At 65.4% G+C, this 19,749-nt stretch carries 22 protein-coding genes and 1 tRNA gene; 9 read left to right on the top strand and 14 right to left on the bottom strand.

Annotated elements, in window-relative coordinates:
- Positions 1 to 80: 80 nt before the first annotated feature.
- From NO357_RS18905 to NO357_RS18880, 6 genes are all read right to left on the bottom strand, one after another.
- Positions 81 to 680, bottom strand: coding sequence for an inner membrane-spanning protein YciB (locus NO357_RS18905; RefSeq protein WP_306737305.1), 600 nt, complete (start codon positions 678 to 680; stop codon positions 81 to 83).
- 10 nt (positions 681 to 690) lie between these two features.
- Positions 691 to 1,593 (bottom strand): EamA family transporter, encoded by a 903-nt coding sequence (locus NO357_RS18900; RefSeq protein ID WP_306737304.1) that lies wholly within the window; start codon positions 1,591 to 1,593, stop codon positions 691 to 693.
- Positions 1,590 to 2,381 (bottom strand): hypothetical protein, encoded by a 792-nt coding sequence (locus NO357_RS18895; RefSeq protein WP_306737303.1) that lies wholly within the window; start codon positions 2,379 to 2,381, stop codon positions 1,590 to 1,592. Before NO357_RS18895 ends, NO357_RS18900 begins: the two co-directional genes overlap by 4 nt.
- 32 nt (positions 2,382 to 2,413) lie before the next feature.
- Positions 2,414 to 4,018 carry a signal recognition particle-docking protein FtsY gene (ftsY, locus tag NO357_RS18890; protein WP_306737302.1) on the bottom strand — a complete coding sequence of 535 codons (1,605 nt, stop codon included), beginning with the start codon at positions 4,016 to 4,018 and terminating at the stop codon, positions 2,414 to 2,416.
- A 378-nt stretch (positions 4,019 to 4,396) separates the two neighbouring features.
- A complete protein-coding gene (locus NO357_RS18885) occupies positions 4,397 to 5,053 on the bottom strand; it encodes a lysoplasmalogenase (RefSeq protein WP_306737301.1) in 657 nt (218 codons plus the stop codon).
- The gene (locus NO357_RS18880; RefSeq protein ID WP_306737300.1) at positions 5,050 to 6,735 is read right to left on the bottom strand and encodes an NAD(P)H-dependent oxidoreductase subunit E; all 1,686 of its coding nucleotides are present in this window, start codon (positions 6,733 to 6,735) and stop codon (positions 5,050 to 5,052) included. Before NO357_RS18880 ends, NO357_RS18885 begins: the two co-directional genes overlap by 4 nt.
- Positions 6,736 to 6,907: 172 nt before the next feature.
- Here NO357_RS18880 and NO357_RS18875 point away from each other — a divergent pair, with 172 nt between their 5' ends.
- Together NO357_RS18875 and NO357_RS18870 are read left to right on the top strand one after the other, a co-directional pair.
- A complete protein-coding gene (locus NO357_RS18875) occupies positions 6,908 to 7,939 on the top strand; it encodes an alkane 1-monooxygenase (RefSeq protein WP_306737299.1) in 1,032 nt (343 codons plus the stop codon).
- Between the two features lie 10 nt (positions 7,940 to 7,949).
- Positions 7,950 to 8,348 carry a hypothetical protein gene (locus NO357_RS18870; protein WP_306737298.1) on the top strand — a complete coding sequence of 133 codons (399 nt, stop codon included), beginning with the start codon at positions 7,950 to 7,952 and terminating at the stop codon, positions 8,346 to 8,348.
- 58 nt (positions 8,349 to 8,406) lie between these two features.
- Here the strand turns inward: NO357_RS18870 and xseA are convergent, their stop codons facing one another.
- Positions 8,407 to 9,957, bottom strand: coding sequence for an exodeoxyribonuclease VII large subunit (gene xseA, locus NO357_RS18865; protein ID WP_306737297.1), 1,551 nt, complete (start codon positions 9,955 to 9,957; stop codon positions 8,407 to 8,409).
- A 68-nt stretch (positions 9,958 to 10,025) separates the two neighbouring features.
- Here xseA and purD point away from each other — a divergent pair, with 68 nt between their 5' ends.
- Together purD and NO357_RS18855 are read left to right on the top strand one after the other, a co-directional pair.
- Positions 10,026 to 11,288, top strand: a complete 1,263-nt coding sequence (gene purD, locus NO357_RS18860) for a phosphoribosylamine--glycine ligase (protein ID WP_306737296.1) — start codon at positions 10,026 to 10,028, stop codon at positions 11,286 to 11,288.
- 169 nt (positions 11,289 to 11,457) lie between these two features.
- The gene (locus tag NO357_RS18855) at positions 11,458 to 12,633 is read left to right on the top strand and encodes a membrane dipeptidase (RefSeq protein WP_306737295.1); all 1,176 of its coding nucleotides are present in this window, start codon (positions 11,458 to 11,460) and stop codon (positions 12,631 to 12,633) included.
- A gap of 24 nt (positions 12,634 to 12,657) precedes the next feature.
- Here NO357_RS18855 and NO357_RS18850 read toward each other — a convergent pair whose 3' ends face one another.
- From NO357_RS18850 to rpoH, 3 genes are all read right to left on the bottom strand, one after another.
- A complete protein-coding gene (locus tag NO357_RS18850; RefSeq protein WP_306737294.1) occupies positions 12,658 to 12,960 on the bottom strand; it encodes a DUF4389 domain-containing protein in 303 nt (100 codons plus the stop codon).
- 92 nt (positions 12,961 to 13,052) lie between these two features.
- Positions 13,053 to 13,499 (bottom strand): baeRF12 domain-containing protein, encoded by a 447-nt coding sequence (locus NO357_RS18845; RefSeq protein WP_306737293.1) that lies wholly within the window; start codon positions 13,497 to 13,499, stop codon positions 13,053 to 13,055.
- 188 nt (positions 13,500 to 13,687) lie between these two features.
- Positions 13,688 to 14,584 carry an RNA polymerase sigma factor RpoH gene (gene rpoH / locus NO357_RS18840; protein WP_306737292.1) on the bottom strand — a complete coding sequence of 299 codons (897 nt, stop codon included), beginning with the start codon at positions 14,582 to 14,584 and terminating at the stop codon, positions 13,688 to 13,690.
- A 300-nt stretch (positions 14,585 to 14,884) separates the two neighbouring features.
- On the opposite strand from rpoH, the gene NO357_RS18835 reads away from it, so the two are divergent.
- Positions 14,885 to 15,550: a DUF4386 domain-containing protein gene (locus NO357_RS18835; RefSeq protein WP_306737291.1), complete on the top strand. Its 666-nt coding sequence runs from the start codon at positions 14,885 to 14,887 to the stop codon at positions 15,548 to 15,550.
- 54 nt (positions 15,551 to 15,604) lie between these two features.
- Here the strand turns inward: NO357_RS18835 and NO357_RS18830 are convergent, their stop codons facing one another.
- On the bottom strand, positions 15,605 to 16,630 hold the full coding sequence (locus NO357_RS18830; RefSeq protein WP_306737290.1) for an RluA family pseudouridine synthase: 1,026 nt from the start codon (positions 16,628 to 16,630) through the stop codon (positions 15,605 to 15,607).
- Here NO357_RS18830 and NO357_RS18825 point away from each other — a divergent pair.
- Positions 16,630 to 16,932 carry a DUF6476 family protein gene (locus NO357_RS18825; RefSeq protein WP_306737289.1) on the top strand — a complete coding sequence of 101 codons (303 nt, stop codon included), beginning with the start codon at positions 16,630 to 16,632 and terminating at the stop codon, positions 16,930 to 16,932. The genes NO357_RS18830 and NO357_RS18825 overlap by 1 nt on opposite strands.
- On the opposite strand, the gene NO357_RS18820 is transcribed toward NO357_RS18825, so the two are convergent.
- A tRNA-His gene (locus NO357_RS18820) sits at positions 16,933 to 17,009 on the bottom strand. It abuts the gene before it with no gap.
- Positions 17,010 to 17,188: 179 nt separating this feature from the next.
- On the bottom strand, positions 17,189 to 17,671 hold the full coding sequence (locus tag NO357_RS18815) for a GNAT family N-acetyltransferase (protein ID WP_306737502.1): 483 nt from the start codon (positions 17,669 to 17,671) through the stop codon (positions 17,189 to 17,191).
- An 80-nt stretch (positions 17,672 to 17,751) separates the two neighbouring features.
- Here NO357_RS18815 and NO357_RS18810 point away from each other — a divergent pair, with 80 nt between their 5' ends.
- A complete protein-coding gene (locus NO357_RS18810) occupies positions 17,752 to 17,946 on the top strand; it encodes a DUF6324 family protein (RefSeq protein ID WP_306737288.1) in 195 nt (64 codons plus the stop codon).
- Here the strand turns inward: NO357_RS18810 and NO357_RS18805 are convergent.
- On the bottom strand, positions 17,943 to 18,386 hold the full coding sequence (locus NO357_RS18805) for an MmcB family DNA repair protein (RefSeq protein ID WP_306737287.1): 444 nt from the start codon (positions 18,384 to 18,386) through the stop codon (positions 17,943 to 17,945). The genes NO357_RS18810 and NO357_RS18805 overlap by 4 nt on opposite strands.
- A gap of 147 nt (positions 18,387 to 18,533) precedes the next feature.
- Here NO357_RS18805 and NO357_RS18800 point away from each other — a divergent pair, with 147 nt between their 5' ends.
- Together NO357_RS18800 and NO357_RS18795 are read left to right on the top strand one after the other, a co-directional pair.
- Positions 18,534 to 18,857, top strand: coding sequence for an ArsR/SmtB family transcription factor (locus tag NO357_RS18800; RefSeq protein ID WP_306737286.1), 324 nt, complete (start codon positions 18,534 to 18,536; stop codon positions 18,855 to 18,857).
- Complete coding sequence (locus tag NO357_RS18795; protein WP_306737285.1) at positions 18,850 to 19,698, top strand: SRPBCC family protein; 849 nt, start codon at positions 18,850 to 18,852, stop codon at positions 19,696 to 19,698. The genes NO357_RS18800 and NO357_RS18795 overlap by 8 nt, the downstream gene beginning before the upstream one ends.
- The last annotated feature ends 51 nt before the right edge of the window (positions 19,699 to 19,749 follow it).

The raw sequence follows: 19,749 nt of genomic DNA, 5'->3' as shown, positions 1-19,749 counted from the left end.
GGCAAAACCGGGGAAAGCTCGGTCAATATCCGTCGTTTACGCTACGTCAACCGGTTTTCGCCCGAGCGGCGGCATGGGTCTCAGCTCTCGTCGGTTCCGTAGTCGCGGAACAGCTTGCCCTGGGTCATGAAGAACAGGAAAATCGCCGCGGTCAGCCCGAAGGTCTTGAAATTCACCCAGGCTTCTTCCGACATCAGCCGCCAGACCAGTTCGTTCGCAACCGCCAGGCCAAAGAAGAACCACATCAGCCGGCGCGTCAGGATCGTCCAGCCTTCATCTTCAAGCGGCATCATCCCGTCCATCACGTGGCGCAGATAGCTCTGCCCGCGCAGCAGCCCCACCGCAAGGATGCCGCCAAAGAGCACATAAAGCAGCGTTGGCTTCATCTTGATGAACCTGGGATCGTTGAGCCACACTGACAGCCCGCCGAACACGATCACCAGCACCACCGTCACCACCTGCATCTTCGACAGGTGGCCGGTCAGCTTCCACAGGATAGCGGTCGAGATCAGCATCAGGGGGATGAACCCCGCCGTCACCACAATGAAGCCGGAATACTCGGTGCCGACGAGGGTGAAAACCTCATCCTTCAGCTTCACATAGGCGACGAAGAAGGCGATCACCGGCCCCAGTTCCAGCGCCATCTTCAGAACCGGGTTGATCTCTCTGGGTTCGGCCATGCCTGCTCTCCTATCCTCCTATTTCAACTATCACTGCGCCGGCAGCAATCAAGCCCATCAGCGCGATTCGACGTGGCCCGGTCGATTCACCCAGCATGACCCAGCCAATGAGCGCGGCAAAGACGGTCGAGGTCTCGCGCAGCACCGCCGCCTCGCCGACCTTGTCGAGCCGCGTCGCCAGCATGATCGACCCGAATGAGGCGAAGGCGATGAAAGCGCCCATGACACCCATCCGCAACAACGGAACCAGCGGCGGCGGCGACAGCATCGAGCGATAGCGCAGCCCGGCGATCACCGGGAAGGTCAGCCCGTCGATCAGGAAGAACCACGCGAGAAAGGTGAACGGATCGGCGGTGGCGCGGATGCCATACGCGTCCCAGGTGGTGTAGAGCGCCACGAACAGCCCGCCCAGCACCGCCAGCCCCAACGCCGTGGGCAAGGTATCGCGCCCCACCGTGATCTTGCGCAGATTGTAGAGCGCCAGCCCATAGATGCCCGCAAGCAGCGTCAGGACGCCCAGCCATTGCACCCAGGTGAAGGTTTCGCCAAACAGCAGCCACGCCCCGATCACGGTAAACAGGGGCCCGGTACCGCGCACCACCGGGTAGACCACGGTATAGGCCCCCTTGGTATAGGCCTGCGCCTGGATGAGCTTGTAAGCGGTGTGGATGACATAGGCGGCAGCGAAGATCGGCCACATGAACGGCTCGGGCCAGGGCACGACAAAAAAGGCAAAAGGGGCGGCGATCAGCGCGTAGGAGCCGTCGATCGCGCCACGGCTCAGCCACGGATCGAACCGCCCCTTCTGCAGCGCTCCGAAAATCGCGTGCAGCACCGCCGCCGTCAGGGCCAGGATCAGCGCCGCGCGGTGCCCCGCTTCGGTGCCTTCGAGTGCCACTATCCAGTCGCTCATGTGCCCGGTTGCCAGAAGAGCGAAAGGACCAGACCTTGCAGTTCTTTCGTCCAGACCGCCTCAGTGGGGATTTCACCCAATACCGCAAAGCGGTAGACGCGGAAAAACGGAAACGCCGGCGAATCTGGTAATTCGATGGACAGGGTGCCGCCGCGGTGCGGATAATCCCGCAACAACGCGGCCAACTCCTGTTGGCCCCCCGCGTCGAACAGCCAAGGTGGCATGCTCTCTGCAAACTTGTCCAGCATCGCGGCCCGTTGATCTGCAGCCACGGCAGCGTCGCGCCGGGCCTCATCCGGATCGACGCCGAAAAAGCCACCGGCCGTTTTGGCGATGAAACCGGCATTGCCGGTGATCACCAAACGCGCCGATGAAAGGGTCATGGTGTCGAGGCTCTCACGCGCGGTTTCGACAGTTGTCAAATCGACTTCGCCAATTCGGCCCATCAAATGGTACCGGCCGTGCACATTGCGCGTCAGAAAAAGTTCGGTCAATCGAAGCGACCGGTCCTGTGCATCATATCGTGCTTCAAGGTCGAAACCGAGCGGCAGTTTGACCCGCGAAAACGGCGCAGGATACCGCACTGCCACGGAAAAACCATGCGCATCGCGATTTCGTTGCCACGCGACTGGCGCGGGTTGCCCTGGCAAATCCAACGCACACCATGTGTTTTCGAAAACTCCGACCGATTCCGTCAACTCCGGCACATTCGCCGGGAGCACGGCGCGCAAGGCATCCCGATCTTGCAGGCAATCAGCAAGTGACACAGCCTGTACAGAGTTCGACATCAGTAGCAGGGCCGCGGCGGCCCAGGCAGTCCTCACCGCTCAAGCCCGGTCAGCGCCGCGGCGAACTCGGCCGGGTCGAACGGGGCGAGGTCGTCGATCTGCTCGCCGACGCCGATGGCATGGATCGGCAGGCCGAACTTGTCGGCCAGCGCCACCAGCACCCCGCCCTTGGCGGTGCCGTCGAGCTTGGTCATCACCAGGCCCGACACGTCCGAGATATCACGGAACACCTCGACCTGGCTGAGCGCGTTCTGCCCGGTGGTCGCATCCAGCACCAGAAGGGTATTGTGCGGCGCGCTGTCGTCGATCTTGCGGATCACGCGGACGATCTTGGCCAGTTCCTCCATCAGGTCCTTGCGGTTCTGCAACCGCCCGGCAGTATCGATCATCAGAAGATCGGCACCGTCGGCCTCGGCTTGCTTCAGCGCGTCGAAGGCGAGGCTGGCCGGATCGGAGCCTTCCGGCGCCGTCAGCACCGGCACGCCGGCGCGCTCGCCCCAGACCTGAAGCTGTTCGACGGCGGCGGCGCGGAAGGTGTCGCCGGCGGCGATCACCACCTTTTTCCCTGCCGCCTTGAACTGGCTGGCGAGCTTGCCGATGGTCGTGGTCTTGCCCGAGCCGTTGACGCCGACCACCAGCACCACCTGCGGTTTCTTCGGGTAAAGCGGCATCGGGCGCGCGACCTGCTCCATCACCCGGGTGATTTCACCCGCAAGCAGCTCCTTGATCTCCTGCACGGAAAGCCTCTGGCCGAGCCGGCCCTCGGCCATGTTGGCGGCGACGCGGAGCGCGGTGTCGACGCCCATGTCCGAGGCAATGAGCAGTTCCTCGAGTTGCTCCAGCATGTCGTCGTCGAGCACCCGGCGCACCACCGTCTTCTTCTCGCGCCGCAACAGGCGGCTGAGGAAGCCCGGTTTGCGGCTGGTCGCCTCGACCGCGACCGATCCCGGCCCGGCGAGCGCATCGGCCAGAGTCTCGTCCGGGATCTCGACCGGCGCCGGCTCGGGTGCGGGGTCGGAAGGCCGCGGCGTCTCGACCGGCCGGTCCTCAGGCAGTTCCTCGGGCTCCGGGGCGGGTGCGGGCTCCTCGGCAGGGGGCACCTCCTCCGGCGCCTCCTGCGGCAGTGGCGCAGGCGCCGGTTCGGGCTCGGCTTCGGGCTCGGGTTCGGGAGCCGGGATCGGCTCAGGCTCGGGGGTGGGCTCAGGTTCGACCGGGGCCGGCACCTCGTCGGGCGCTGGCGCAGGCGCAGGCTCCTCCGCAGGCGGGATTTCGCGCGGCGCGGGCTCGGGTTCAGGCTCGGGTTCGGGTTCCGGTTCTGGTTCCGGTTCTGGTTCCGGTTGAGGCTCCGGTTCGGGTTCTGGTTCCGGTGTAGGCTCGGGCTCGGGTTCGGGCACCGGTTCTGATGTAGGTTCAGGCTCGGGTTCCGGTTCAGGCTCCGGTTCCAACACCGGCTCGGGTTCCGTCCGCGGTTCAGGTTCGGCCGCCGGTTCGCGGACGGCCTCGCCTTCGGGTTCATCGGGGATTTCGACCTCGATCTCTTCCTCGACGCCCCCGTCCTCGACAATCGCGTCGAGCCCTTCCTCGAGCTTCGAGGAAGATTTGAACAGCCGGTCCTTGAGCTTGCGGAAAAACGACATGAGCGCCCCTTTGATGCCTTTCTCTCCACTTAATCCTCCGCGGCGGACATGAAAAGGCAGATTGATGCCCGACGCGCGCGGCGAACCGGGTTCTCGTGGGGGCGGTCCGCGGCGCGGTCAGACGTCTCGGTCTGGCCCAGCGCATCCGGTCCGCAGATGTCCCGAACGCCCCCTGCGCGACGCAATCGGGCATTGCGGCGTCCGCCACAGCCTCATTTCCGTGGGCTGCGCCGACCGGTCAGGCGAAACGGCTCCGTCCACCCTGTGAGAATCCTGATCGTGCGCGTCAGATGCAACGACCGTGCGGCGCCTGATCTGCCTTGCCGTGCGGTCCGGGCAAAGGACGGTGTCTGAGTCGTCTACCGCAATCGCCACGGATCAGGCCGCCGCGGGCGCAAAGGCCAGGGTGAACCCCAACTGCGCCAGCCAGTAGGTCGGCCAGACGATGAACGGCGCGAGGCGGCGCAGGGCCTGGTCCGCCCGCAGCACGAACATCTCCATCGCCAGAACGAAGTCGGACAGGATGAACAAGAGCGCCGCCGGCAAAACCAGAACCGCCTCGAAATCCGGTGGCAGCATCAGCGCAGCGATACCCATCGCCAGGATCACCGGGACATAGGCCAATACCGGGCCGCGCAGCGCCCCGGCCCGGCGCCACAGCACCGCCACCATGACGACGCCGAGCATAGCCAGCCCGGCGACCAGCACATTCTGCGGCATCTGCCACAGCCGCGCGGGATCGGCGGTCGCGCGGCTGGCGAACAGCACGACATAGGCGACATGGCCCGCCGCGAAGGCCCCGACCCCGGCCATGAACGCGGCTTTGCCGTCGCGCGACAGCAGGAAATCACCCAGTGCGCACAAGAGCAGCGCGACGATCAGCCCCCACGCCCCACCCGCCTGCCACGCCGCGAACGCCAGCAGCAGCACCGAGGCGGTCTTGACCAGCGATTTCGGCCAGCTTGCGCCGCGATGGCAGAACACCGCCCAATAGAGGGCGGAAAGGATGGCAGAGACGGCGAGAATCGGGCTCAAACCTCGTCTCCGAAATGTTTCATCGTCAGGCGGATCGGGTTCGGCGCCGCCTGCCCCAGCCCACAGATCGACGCATCCGCCATCGCCTCGCACAGCTCTTCCAGAAGCCCCTGGTCCCAGCGTTCGGCCTGCATCAGCTTCACCGCCTTTTCACAGCCGACGCGGCAGGGGGTGCACTGGCCGCAGCTTTCGTCTTCGAAGAATTTCAGCATGTTGAGCGCCGCATCTCGTGCGGAATCATGGTCCGACAAAACCACCACCGCCGCCGATCCGATGAACGACCCGTGCGGCTGCAGCGTGTCGAAGTCGAGCGGGATGTCGTCCATCGTGGCAGGCAACAGCCCCGAGGACGGCCCACCCGGCTGATAGGCCTTGAAAGTGTGACCGTCTTCCATGCCACCGGCCGCGTCGATGACATCCACGATCGTGGAGCCAGCGGGCAGCAGATAAACACCCGGGGAATTCACCCGCCCGGACACCGAGTAGGATCGCAGCCCCTTACGACCGTTTTTCTCAACCGAATTGAGCAGTTCCGAGCCGTCTTTCATCACCTGGGCGACCCAGTAGAGGGTTTCGACATTATGCACCAGCGTCGGCCGTCCGAAGACCCCGACCTCGGCCACGAAAGGCGGACGGTGGCGCGGCTCGCCGCGCTTGCCCTCGATCGACTCGATCATCGCGCTTTCTTCGCCGCAGATATAGGCCCCGGCACCGCGGCGCAGCTCGATGAAGCCTTTGTCCACAAGACCTGCGTCTTCCAGAGCTTTGATTTCGCGAGACAGAATCACGCGCACGGCGGGGTACTCGTCGCGCATATACACAAAGATATGCACAGCCTCGACCGCCCAGGCGGCGATCAGTGCGCCCTCGAGAAAGACATGAGGTTCGCGCTCCAGGTAGTGGCGATCCTTGAAGGTTCCGGGCTCGCCCTCATCGCCGTTGACGGCAAGATAGCGTGGCCCGGGATGCGCCCGCACAAAGCCCCACTTGCGCCCCGAGGGAAATCCTGCGCCACCAAGCCCGCGCAGTCCCGACCCGAGCACCTGCGCCTGCACATCTTCCCAGTCTCCGTCCTGACGCAGCCGCGTCAGAACCTCGTATCCTCCACCGGAACGATAAGCCTCAAGCCCCTGATAATCTGGGATTTCCGCATGGATATCCCCAGCGGCAATGGCGTCCGTGACGCGCGCCACCGTGGCGTGATCGATTTGGTTGTGTCCCAGCTCCAGCACCGGCGCGGCATCGCAGCGGCCCATGCAGGGCGCGCGCACCACGCGCACCTCGGCCGGGTCGAGCCCGTCTTTCAGTGCCGCCAGCAGCGCCTGAGCGCCCTTGAGTTCGCACGACAGCGAGTCGCAAACCCGGATGGTCAGCGGCGGTGGCGGGGCCTCACCTTCCTTCACGATGTCGAAATGGGCATAGAAACTCGCCACTTCATAAACTTCCGCCTGGCTCAACCGCATCTCCTCGGCCAGCGCGCGCAGATGTGCTGCCGACAGATGGCCATGCGCGTCCTGGATCAGGTGCAGGAACTCGATCAGCAGGTCGCGGCGACGTGGCCGGTCGCCCAGCAGCGCCCGGACCTCGGCCAGCGCGGCATCGTCCAGCTGCCGGCCTTTGGGCGTGTGTCGCCCCTTGCCCTTGCCTGATTTCCAGACGCCTTTTTTCTCGCCCAGCGCCATCGCCGCGCCCTCCTGTCACTCCGCCTCCCTTCCTAAAGCCCAAGCCGCCCGGCACGCGAGGCTAAAAACGACTTCGCAGGCGCGATTTGCGTTGGCCGTGCCTTCGAATTTACCCGATGATACCGTGAAATCCGCCGCAATACCCGCCAGACCGGCCGAAAGGAGCCCCGGGATGCACATGACCCTTTTTGCCATCGCCACAATTCTACCGGTCGCGTTGATCGGTGCGGCGGCGCTGGCCGGTGGGATCTGGCCCTGGGCCGCGCTTTTCTACATGACGGTGTTCACCGCCCTGCTCGACCGTTACATGCCGCGGCTCCTGCCCGAGGCGACCGACGGGGCCGAGTTTCCGAGCGGCAAGATCCTCTCCGTCGTGTTGGGCGGGCTGCATTTCACGTTGCTCGTCACGCTGCTGGCGGCGGTCTCCCGGGGCGACGTCGGCCTCGCCGACCGGGTCGTCACGCTCGTTGCGGGGGGGCTGTGGTTCGGGCAGGTTGCGCACCCGAACGCCCACGAGCTCATCCACAACGACGCCCGGGCCGCGCGCCGGCTGGGTCGTGCAATCTACGCGTCTTTGCTGATGGGCCACCATGCCTCGGCGCATCTGCTGGTGCATCACGTCCATGTCGGCACCGGGTCCGACCCGAATTCCGCACCGGAAGGTCTTGGATTCTATCGCTTTTGTTCCCGCGCTTGGGGTGGCTCCTTCGGCGCCGGCCTGCGCGCCGAAAACGCCCTGCGGGCGCGGGCGCAAACACCGCCGCCGGTCTGGAGCCACCCTTATCTCGGCTACGGGCTGATCGCCGCTGTGGTGCTTGCAGCGAGCCTCTTGCTGGCCGGGCCAGCGGGTCTGGCGGCCTGTCTTTTCCTCGCCCTCCATGCCCAGATGCAGATCCTGCTCTCGGATTACGTGCAGCATTACGGGCTTCGCCGCGCCGTGCGCGACGGCGGCAAACCGGAACCGGTCGGAGACGCCCACAGCTGGAATTCGCCGCACTGGTTCAGCTCGGCCCTGATGGTGAATGCACCGCGCCATTCCGACCACCACCTGCATCCCGACCGGCCCTATCCGGCGCTGCGGCTGCGCGGGACCATGCCGATCCTGCCCCATACGCTGCCGGTGATGGGAGCAATCGCCCTATATCCGCCGCTCTGGCGCCGGATCATGCGCCGCGCGCTTGCCCGCCTTCCGGGAAGGGCGTAACCTCCGCCCCATGTGGCGCGCCGTCGTTCTCCTGTTGCTTTTCTGGCCCGGCCTCGCCGCGGCGCAGGACCAACTGAGCGCCGCGGAGTTCGAGGCGCTGACCCTCGGAAAGACCTACTACTACAGCTCGAACGGGCGACCGTACGGGGCCGAGGAATACCTGCCGGACCGCAAGGTGCGGTGGTCGTTTCTCGACGGGCAATGCATGGATGGATACTGGTGGGAGGACGCCGGGTTGATCTGTTTCGCCTATGAAGACCGCCCTGACGATCACCATTGCTGGTCATTCCGGCTCCAGGCCGGTGGGCTGGCGGCGCGGTTCGAAAACGACCCTTCGGGACGCGAACTCTACGAGGTCGAACAGAGCGACAAGCCGATGACCTGCCTCGGGCCGAAGATCGGTGTCTAACCCCCGGGCGGCGCGGTCCCCGCAATCCACGTCGGCTGCAGCGAATGTTCGCCCCGCCTCAGAACAGCGTTCCCTGCTCGGGTGGCTCCTCGGACTTTCCTGCCCGCCTCACCTTGGAGACCGCCCCAAGTTTCAGCCGGCCGTCGGCAAACTCGATCTCGCGCGGGGGCGATTGTTCGGCCGCCGCCTTGGTGGTCAACACCCCGTCATCGCCGCGCACCACGGCATAGCCGCGTTGGAGCGTCGCCTTGTAGCCCAGCGTCTCGCGTAGCCGATCGAGCGCTTCGACCCGTTGCCGCCGCTCGTCTGACTGGCGTCTGGCCGCGTCTGACAGCCGCCGCGCAAGCCCTTGCAACCGCTCGGATTTCTGGTTGATCTCGCGGAGAATCGGCGCCGGGCTCAGCCGATCGGCGCGGCGCCCCAAGGCCTCGCGCTTGCGCTCGATGGCCTGGCTGAGGCCGGTTGCGAGTCGCTGCAGCGCCACGTCGAGACGATGGCGGTCCTGCGCCAGTTGCCGGCTCAGCACCGAGGGCCGCAGCGAGCCAGAGACCTCCGACAGCCGGACCTTGCGGCGCTGCACGCCGGTGGTGAGCGCCGCCGGCAACCGGTCGGACGCGCGGTCGAGCCGCTGGCGCGGGCCATCGAGCAACGTCTCCGCCCGCGGCAGCGCGCGCGAGAGATCGCGCAACCGTTGGCCGCGCGCCGCGATGCCCTGCCCCAGTGCGTGGGTCATGCGGCCGCCTTGGCCTTCGACCCAGGTCAGCAGTTCCAGCCGCACCGGCACCGCCAGTTCGGCGGCGGCGGTGGGTGTGGGCGCGCGCTTGTCGGCGACATAGTCGATCAGCGTCGTGTCGGTCTCGTGCCCGACGGCGGAGATCAGCGGGATGTCCGAGGCCGCCGCGGCGCGGGCGACGATTTCTTCGTTGAAGCCCCAGAGGTCTTCGATGCTGCCGCCGCCGCGGGCGACGATCAGCAGGTCGGGGCGCGGGATGCGGCCGCCGGGCTCGAGCGCGTTGAATCCGGCAATGGCGCGGGCCACTTCCGGCGCGCAACGTTCGCCCTGCACCGCCACCGGCCAGATCAGCACCTTGCGCGGGAACCTGTCACGCAGGCGGTGCAGGATATCGCGGATCACCGCGCCCGAGGGCGAGGTGATAACCCCGATGACTTCCGGCAGATAGGGGAGCTTCTTCTTTCGCTCGGGGGCGAACAGGCCTTCGGCGGCAAGCTGCTGCTTGCGTTTTTCCAGCATTGCCATCAGCGCGCCCATGCCGGCAGGCTTGATGTCCTCGATCACGATCTGATAACGCGACTGGCCGCCGAAAGTGGTCATCCGGCCGGTGGCCACCACCTCCATGCCTTCCTCGGGCTGCACCGCCAGACGGGACGCGACGCCCTTCCAGATCACCCCATTGAGCACCGACTTCTCGTCCTTGAGATCGAGATAGACATGTCCCGAGCGGGGTCGGCTGACACGGCCCACCTCGCCGCGAATGCGGACATGGCCGAACTCGCCCTCGATCACCCGCTTGATCGCGTTGGAGATCTCGGTGACGGAATATTCCGGCTCGTTCTGGCCGGGGACGGGATCGTCGATCAGGTCGGACATCTGGTTCGCTTGTCTCTTGTGCCCCGCCAGCTTAGAACGCGCCCGAGCGAAGGCCAAGGGAGAGCGGCATGAACATCCTCATTCTCGGCAGCGGCGGGCGCGAGCATGCGCTGGCCTGGGCGGTGATGCAGAACCCGAAATGCGACAAGCTGATCGTCGCGCCGGGCAATGCCGGCATCGCCGAGATCGCCGAATGCGCCGCGCTCGACATCATGGATGGCGGCGCCGTGGTGACCTTCGCCGTGGAAAACGCCATCGACTTCGTGATCGTCGGCCCCGAAGCGCCGCTAGCGGTGGGCGTCGCCGACCGGCTGCGCGAGGCCGGCATCCTGGTGTTCGGCCCGTCCGAGGCGGCGGCGCGGCTCGAGGCCTCGAAAAGCTTCACCAAGCAGGTCTGCGATGCCGCCGGCGCGCCGACAGCGGCCTATGCGCATTTTACCGACCTGGCGGCGGCGAAGGCTTACGTCGAGGAACAGGGCGCGCCGATCGTGATCAAGGCCGACGGACTCGCCGCCGGCAAGGGCGTGATCGTGGCGATGGAGCTCGACGAGGCCTTGTCAGCGCTGGACGACATGTTCGGCGGCGCCTACGGCGGAGCCGGTGCCGAGGTGGTGATCGAGGAATTCATGGAGGGCGAAGAAGCCTCGTTCTTCGTGCTCTGCGACGGCGAGGCGGCGCTTCCCGTCGGCACCGCGCAGGACCACAAGCGCGTCGGCGAAGGCGACACCGGCCCCAACACCGGCGGCATGGGCGCCTATTCCCCGGCGCCGGTGATGACCGAGGCCACGGTGCAGAAGACCATGGACGAGATCGTGCGCCCGACGCTCAGAGAGATGGCCCGGCGCGGCACGCCCTACCAGGGCGTTCTTTTTGTCGGACTGATGATCAAGGACGGCCAGCCACGGCTGGTGGAATACAATGTCCGCTTCGGCGACCCGGAATGCCAGGTTCTGATGATGCGGCTGGGGGCGCAGGCCTTCGACCTGATCCACGCCGCCGCCGAAGGGCGGCTCGGCGAAACCCGCGTCGACTGGGCCGACGACCATGCCATGACGGTGGTGATGGCCGCGAAAGGCTATCCCGGCGATTACGCGAAAGGTAGCGTGATCCGGGGGCTGGAGACCTGCCCAGAGGACAGTTTCCAAATGGTCTTCCACGCCGGAACGGCCCGCAAAGACGGGCAGATCGTGGCCGCGGGCGGACGGGTACTGAACGTTACCGCGCGGGGCGCCAGCCTGCAGCAGGCACGCGACCGGGCCTATGCCATGGTCGACCGGATCGACTGGCCCGAAGGGTTCTGCCGCCGCGATATCGGCTGGCGGGCGCTTTGAGAGGAGTCGAAGGGCGCCTGCGGCGCCCTCCGACCGACCGGGGGCTCTGCCCCCGGACCCCCGGGATATTTCCAGCCAGATGAAGGACCGGTCCGGATTTCCCTCGCGGCAGCGTTGTGACGAATCGCGACCCATGAATTAATCGCACCCGGACGAGGGGGGTGGCGCGATGAAATGGGTGCGGCGATTGCTGCTGTCCGTGGTGGTATTGGCGGCGCTGGGACTGATCGGGTTCTGGACCTTCGCGCCGGGCATCGTCGAGCGGCAGCAGAACCGGGTGGCGGAGCATGACCCCTACCCGGTCAGCGACGCGGCGCGGGCCTTGCATGACCGTCTGGTGGTGGGCGACTGGCATGCCGACAGCCTGCTGTGGCAACGCGACCTGCTGCAGCGCGGCACCCGCGGCCAGGTCGATCTGCCACGGCTCGAAGAGGGCGGCGTCGCGGTGCAGGTGTTCACCGCGGTGACCAAGACGCCGGCGGGGATGAACTACGACAGCAACTCTGCCGAGGCCCGGGACAACATCACCCTGCTCGCCTTTGGCCAGCTCTGGCCGATCCGCACCTGGACGTCGATCTTCGAGCGCGCGATCTATCAGGCGCAAAAGCTGGAACGGTTCGAGGCGGCCTCGGAGGGACGGCTCAGGATCATCCGCAGCCGCGCCGATCTCGAGGCGGTGCTCGACGCGCGGGCGAAAGACAAACGGGTAACCGGCGCCATCCTCGGGGTCGAGGGTCTGCACCCGCTGGAGGGCGATTTCGACAACCTGGCCAGGCTGATCACCGCTGGCCACCGGGTATTCGGCCTGCAGCATTTCTTCGACAACGAGCTCGGCGGCTCGCTGCACGGGATCGGCAATCACGGCCTGACCGAGCTTGGCCGGCAGGTGGTGGCCGAACTGGCCCGGCGGCCGGCGATCATCGACGTGGCGCATTCCAGCGAGCAGGTGGTGCGCGACGTGCTGGCGATGACCGATGTGCCGATCGTGCTCAGCCATTCCGGCATCCATTCGCATTGCCCGGTCAAGCGCAACCTGCCCGACGAACTGATGCGCGGCATCGCGGCCAGTGGCGGCGTGATCGGCATCGGCTACTGGGCCGAGGTGGCCTGCGACCGGATCGACCCGGACGGCATCGCCGCGATGATCCGGGCCGGGATTGCCGCGGTCGGCGAGGACGCCATCTCGCTCGGCTCGGATTTCGACGGCGCGGTGCGCACCGCGTTCGACACGTCGGAACTGCCGGCCCTCACCGATGCGCTCCTGCGCGCCGGTCTGACCGAGGCGCAGATTGCCAAGGTGATGGGTGGTAACATGTTGCGGGTGCTGCGGGCGCGTCTGAATTGAAACGGCCGAAGCGCGAGGCGCGGCTCAGTCGAGCTCGCTCCACGGCCACGGCTTGACGTTCGACCCGGCGGTCATGTAGCGCGCAGCCTTGGCGATCCAGACGCCAAGGTCGGTACCAAAATCGGCCAGATTACGGTTTGCCTCGCCCTTGTTCACGAGCATGATCACCAGTTGGATCACCGTCAGAACCCCCAACACCGTCTGGCTGACGCTGACCATCATCGCGATCAGGATGGTAAACAGGACCCGCATCCCGATGCTGTCGGGCCGGTCGGGCTCGAACTGTTCGCCATGCAGCCGGCCATTGAGCTTGTCGTTCTCATTCATCCCTCGGACTCCCCCGCCAGATCGCTTTTGGCCATCATAGCGCAGATGCCGCCCGCCGTCGTCATCGGCTGCCACGGACGGCAACGCGGCGCTCAGACCGCCAGCACATCCGCGAAATGGCCGGCCAGGTCAGCCTCGGGCGTGTTGGTCAGATCCTTGGCCAGATCCTCCAAAAGCGCCGTTTTCAAGCCTTTGGGCAGGCTCTGGCGCAGTTCGCCCAACATCTTGGGCGCCGCCGCCATCACCAGCCTGTCGTAGCCGCCGGCGCTGAAGGCCTGTGCGGTTTCCGCGATCACATGGGTCGCGAAATCACCGCGCGCCTGGTCGCGTTCGGAGGTCGGGCGTTCGAATTTGTGGCCGGCAACCCCCGGGGCTGCCTGCCCGCGGCCCGGCATGTCGGCATACCCAGCGGCGATGTCATCGTAGTCTTCCACGCTTTTGGCGGCGAACTCGCGCACCCCCTTGCCGACCCCGGTATTCTCGCACAACCGCATCCTGTCTTCACTGGCCAGAAGTATAAGGGTTTTTTTCGGTTTCATGTATCTCTCCTGTCGTTGCAACCAAGGAAACGTGAACGAACTTTGCAATAATCGCTTACTTGGTCGAGTCGCGTCCTTGACATGGCGCAAGACCGGCCGGTGGTGACAAAAAACCCCGCCCGGAGGAGGAGGTCCGGGCGGGGCGTGCTAAGCCGGCTCCAAAACTAAGGCGACCCAACGGTATGAAATCATGCCGCAGACATCATGCCCTTTTCGGCGGCCAGTTCGCGCATGCGCTTCTGCAACTTCTCGAACGCGCGGACCTCAATCTGCCGAATCCGCTCGCGGCTCACGTCGTACTGGCCCGACAGATCCTCGAGCGTGATCGTCTCCTCGCTCAGCCGACGCTGGGTCAGGATGTCCTTCTCGCGGTCGTTGAGAACCTCCATCGCCTGCGCCAGCAACGCGCGACGGGCGTCGAGCTCGTCCTTCTCTTCGTAGTCGGTGGCCTGGTCGGCATCTTCGTCCTCGAGCCAGTCCTGCCACTGCATCGTACCTTCGCCTTCCTGGCCGACGGTCGCGTTGAGCGAGGCATCACCGCCCGACAGGCGCCGGTTCATCGAGATCACCTCGTCTTCGCTCACGCCCAGGTCGTGGGCGATGCGTTCGACATTCTCGGGGCGCATATCGCCGTCTTCCAGCGCGCCGATGCGGGCCTTGGCCTTGCGCAGGTTGAAGAACAATTTCTTCTGGGCGCTGGTCGTGCCCAGTTTCACCAGGCTCCACGAGCGCAGGATGTATTCCTGGATCGACGCCCGGATCCACCACATCGCGTAGGTGGCCAGCCGGAAGCCCTTTTCCGGATCGAACCGCTTCACCGCCTGCATCAGGCCGACATTTGCTTCGGAAATCACCTCGGCCTGAGGCAGGCCGTACCCGCGATAGCCCATCGCGATCTTGGCGGCGAGCCGCAGGTGCGACGTCACCATTTTGTGCGCCGCTTCGGTGTCTTGCTCTTCGACCCAGCGTTTGGCGAGCATGTATTCCTCTTCCGGCTCCAGAAGCGGAAACTTCCGGATTTCCTGCAAGTAACGATTCAGGCCGCCCTCAGGCGTCGGTGCCGGGAGATTTGCATAGTTGCTCATGTGTCGCCTCTTCCCTCTAATGTTTATATGCTTAACATTCACATATGGTCGCGTCGCGGGGGTTTCAAGCCCGATAGACGCATATCTTTAACGAAACACTAAGGTTTCTACGTCGCAGAAGCAGCATGGATCACACGCATGTGCTGAATATGACAGGAAAACCGGCAATTTTTCGCAAACCATACGTTTTTGCATGGTTCGAATACATTTTTTTAGCATTTTTGCCGCTTCCTGCATGCGTTACCTCTTCATCCTGAAACGGTGCTACGTTACGCGCGCGAACAGGACAGGAGGCCCAACATGGCCGACACGGATATGGATATCATGACGGAAAGACCCCTTTTGAGGGCAGCCGGTCTGCTCTATCTCGGCATCATCCTGCTGGGCGTGAGCAGCGAGGCGCTGCTGCGCGGCGGGCTGATCGACTGGGCGGACGGTGCCGCCACGGCCGCGGCAATCGCCGAGCAAGCCACACGCTTCCGGCTGTCGCTGGGCTTCGACCTTGCAATGGCCGCCTGCGACGTCGGACTGGCGGTGCTGTTCTATCGCCTGCTGCGCCGGGTCGACGAGACCCGGGCCCTGATGGCGATGGTGTTCCGGCTGATGCAGGCGGCGGTGATCGCTGCCGGTTTGATGACACTCTACGCCGCCCAGCAGGCGGTGGCGGCGGGAGACGATCCTCTTCCCCTTCTGGCCCGCCATGCCGCGGGCTATGACCTGGGACTGTTCTTCTTCGGCATCAACGCGCTCCTGATGGCCGGCTTGCTCTGCCGCGCCGGGGTGCCGCGGCTGATCGCCGGCGGCATCGGCGCGGCCGGGCTGGTTTACCTGGCCGGCAGCCTGACGCGGTTCGTGTGGCCTGATTTGAACGCCGCGATGCAACCGGCCTATCTGGTCCCTCTGGTGGCCGAAACTGCGCTGATGCTGTGGCTGCTGATCGCCTCGGCGAAACGCCCTGCCGCCTGAAACGGGCACGCTCCGCCCCGGACCCGATCCGGGGCCTCCGCACCCCCGGAGCCATCAGCCGCGCAGCACCGCCAGAAGCGCCGCCATGTCTGCCGGCAGCGGCGCTTCGAACTGCAACTCTGCGCCACTCACAGGGTGAACGAAACCCAGCGTTGCGGCATGCAGCGCCTGGCGCGGGAACGCCTTCACCGCCGCCACCGCCGCCGGCGACAGCGCCTTTTCCGCGATCCTGCGCCGCCCGCCATAGACCGGATCGCCCACCAGCCCGTGCCCGGCATGGGCCATGTGCACCCGGATCTGGTGGGTCCGGCCCGTCTCCAGCCAGCAGTTCATCAGCGCCAGCACCGGCGGGTTGCCGAAGCTCTCGGCGATCCGTGCTCGTGTCACCGCGTGCCGGCCGCCGTCGAACAGCACCGCCTGTTTCTGCCGGTCATGCTTGTGCCGCGCCAGCCGGGTGGTGATCTTGAGGATGTTGCCCGGCTCGAAACTCACCCCCGGGATGCCGCGCAACCGCGGGTCGTTGGCGTCGGGCACGCCATGGACCAGCGCCAGGTAGTGCCGCTCGATCGTATGTTTCTCGAACTGATCCGCCAGACCCTGATGGGCGCGGTCGCTTTTCGCCACCACCAAAAGGCCGCTGGTGTCCTTGTCGATCCGGTGCACGATCCCCGGTCGCGCCACCCCGCCCACGCCCGACAGGCTTTGACCGCAATGATGCAACAGCGCGTTGACCAGCGTGCCGCCGGGCGTTCCGGGGGCGGGATGCACCACCAGGCCGGCCGGCTTGTTGATCACGACCAGCTCGTCATCCTCGTAAACCACGTCGAGCGCGATCTCCTCGGGCCCGATATGGCTTTTCTCCGCCACCGCCAGCGTGATCTCCACCACATCGCCGTCTGCCACCCGGGCCTTGGGGTTTGCCTCGACCGCGCCATTCACCCGCACCGCGCCCTCGGCCACCAGCCGGGCAAGCCGCGTGCGCGACAACGCGGCCGCCTCTGGCACATCTCGCGAAAGCGCCTTATCAAGGCGCGCAGGCGGATCGGCAGCGATCCGGAAGGTGACAAGGTTTGACGACAATGGATGACACTCCTCAGCCGGTCGATGCGAAGACGCTGAAGTTCCTGCGCCTGCTGGTCACCGTGCTGACGGCGACGATGATCCTCGGCCTTCTAGTGATCATCGCGCTTTTTGTCATCAAGTTCTCGGAAACCCGCCCCGACCTGCCCGACCGCATCGTGCTGCCCGACGGGGCCAAGGCAACCGCCTTCACCCAGTCGGACACCTGGTTCGCCGTGGTGACCGACGACGACCGCATCCTGATCTACAACCCGACGACCGGAACCCTTGTTCAGGAAATCGAGGTTATCGCGGGTGAGTGATGGTACCGCCTCCCTGGCTTGAACAGGGGACCTCTGGATCCACAATCCAGCGCTCTAACCAACTGAGCTAAGGCGGCACTGGAGGGCGATGTAACTTTCCGGGGCGGCGAATGCAAGACCCTTTCATGAGCCTTCAGCCCCGGTTTTCCTCATCTTCCGCGTTGCCCGGTCAACGCCAGCGTGATGCCTGCAAGCGTCAGCGCCACCCCCACCTGCACCCCGGTCAGCGCCGCCGCCGCCAGCCCGAGCGGGCGGCTCACAGGTCGACGTCCCAGCTCTGCTCGATCAGATCGACCCCGAAATTGCGCACCTCTTTCGACGACACGCAGCGCCAGCCCGCCGCGGCATAGAGCGCGCAGGCAGCACGGTGGCTTTCATGGGTCCACAGCTGCATCCGGCGATAGCCCCGCGCCCGGGCATAGTCCATGCAGGCCGCCAGCAGCCGCTTGCCCAGCCCCTTGCCCCGTGCCTCGGGCACCAGCAGAAAGAGCCGCAGTTTGGCGGTCTCCTGGTCCAGCCGCACGCAGAACACCGAGCCCAGCCGCCGGCCATCCTGCTCGGCGATCCAGCCCCGTTCACAACCGGGATCGCGGTTACGGATGAAATCGGCCAGGATCTCGGCCACCAGCGCCTCGAAGGTTCTGTCGAACCCTTCTTCGCTGGCATAAAGCAAGCCGTGCTGTTCGATCAGCCAGCCGGCATCGCCGATCTCCAGGTCTCGCAGGATCACCTCGCCCATAGCCGCAGAATGGGCGCCGGGTGCTTGCATCACAAGCGTAAAATCGCTACCCGAAACGCACAGTCAGGAGGGCCGGACCCATGGGTATCAACGACGACAAGGACATCGAGGCAAACCTGCAGATCGGCCCGACCGACCGCGGCATGGTGCGGCTTTTCATCGAGGCCGGCAAAATCGAGATTCCGATGGATTTCGATCCGGAAGAGGCCGAGGAAATCGCCGAGGAAATCCTCGCCGCCGCCAAGGCCGCCCGCACCCGCAAGAAATCCCCCTAAAGCCGCGGGTCGCGATACCCGTGCAGCCGCCGCGCCGCATGACGGGCAAAACGCAGCGTCAGAGCCTTGCGCCGCGCCGGGGCGAGTTTCTCCTCCGGTCCCAGGCGGATGATCTCGGCATTGTAGGCATCGGCGATGATCAGCCCGGTATCGTCAGGCAGCAGTTCGGTCGGGAAATCCACGTCCACCGCCCAGAAATAGCGGTCGCACCATTCCAGGTAGCCGTCCCATTTTTGGTCCGAGGTAAAATCCACCCGGCTCGACTTGCACTCGATCACCCAGATTTCGCCCTTCGGGCCCAACGCCATCACGTCCACCCGCTTGCCGCGTTCGGGCACGAATTCCTCGACCGCGACAAAGTTGTGGCTGCCGAGATGCCGGCAGACGCCGCGTGCCAGAAGCTGGCCGGGCTGGAGCTGGGAAACAAGCGTATCGTCCATGGGCAAAGAATGAACAAAAGATGAACACTTGACAAGATCGTATTCTTGCCGGGCCATGAAACTCAACGCAATGGAGGATGCGGCTTGACGTGATACCAAAAAGTATCATATTAACGTAAAACCTTTTGGTATCATGAAGGGATGCCCATGCCGCCGCAACCTGCCTTCCGCGCCTTGTCGGATCCGACCCGCCGCAGCATTCTCCGCCTGCTCAGCGAACGCGAGATGAGCGTGGCAGAAGTGTCGCAGCGCTTCGACATGACCCGCGCCGCGGTGCGCAAGCATCTCACCATCCTCGAAGAGGGCGCGTTGATCCGCGTGCGCCGCCAGGGGCGCGAAACGCTCAACGCGCTGCGCCCGGAGGGCCTCGAGCCGGTACACGACTGGCTTTCCTTCTTCGACCGGTTCTGGGACGCCCGCCTTGACGAACTGAAAACCGCCATCGAAACCGGGGAGTCAGGTGATGACTGACACGACGATCCGCAAATCAATCTTCATCGCCGCCGGTCGCGAGACCGTGTGGCGCTATCTCACCCGTGCCGATCTGCTCGATCTGTGGTTCCACCCGGCCTTGGCCGATCTCGAGCAAGGCGAAGACTACACGCTGGTCAGCCAGAGGGACGGCGAACGGATGTGCTGGGGCAAGGTGATCGAGATGCGCCCGCCCGAATACATGCGCTGGGATTTCACCGTCGGGCCGGTGCAGGGTGCGATGACCACGGTGGAATGGGCGCTGGAAGAGGTTCCGGGCGGCACCCGGCTCACGCTCACCCATTCCGGGCTACCGGAGGCGCGCGACGCGTTTGGCCTCGTCGTTGCGCTGGACAGCGGCTGGCATGGATTCCTCGCAAACCTGCGGCGGCTCGCCGCCACGGCGGAGGCCGGCGATTATTCTGCCACGATCCGCGTGCCGGTCGCACCCGAGGCCGCCCGCCGGGCGATTTTCGACCAGATGGACGCTTGGTGGAGCAATCGCGTGAACCGCAGCGACACCGGCGTCACGGTGCATTTCGGACCGAGCCGCGCGCGGTTCGAGTTCCGCGAGAGCGACCGCGCCGGCGAATATCAATGGCTGTGCACCGAGGCGCATATGGTGATCGAGGACGTCACCGATGCAGCCGAATGGCAAGGCAGCCGCCTGTTGTGGCACATCGCGCCGGACCGTGACGGCAGCCGCATTACGCTCACCCATGCGGGTCTCAACGCCGCGATGGCGTGTCGCGATGTCTGCACCCGCGGATGGCAGAAATATTTCGAGCATTCGCTGCGCGAACATCTCTCCGGCGGCACACCTACGCCGGAAACCCGCTGATTTGAACAAAGCGCCCTTGCCGCGCGGCCCGCGGGCGCTTATCTCGCAACT

It is taken from the genome of Marimonas arenosa (genome assembly GCF_030848945.1).
Taxonomy (GTDB): domain Bacteria; phylum Pseudomonadota; class Alphaproteobacteria; order Rhodobacterales; family Rhodobacteraceae; genus Marimonas; species Marimonas arenosa.
This window is presented reverse-complemented; position numbering and strand designations above follow the sequence as displayed.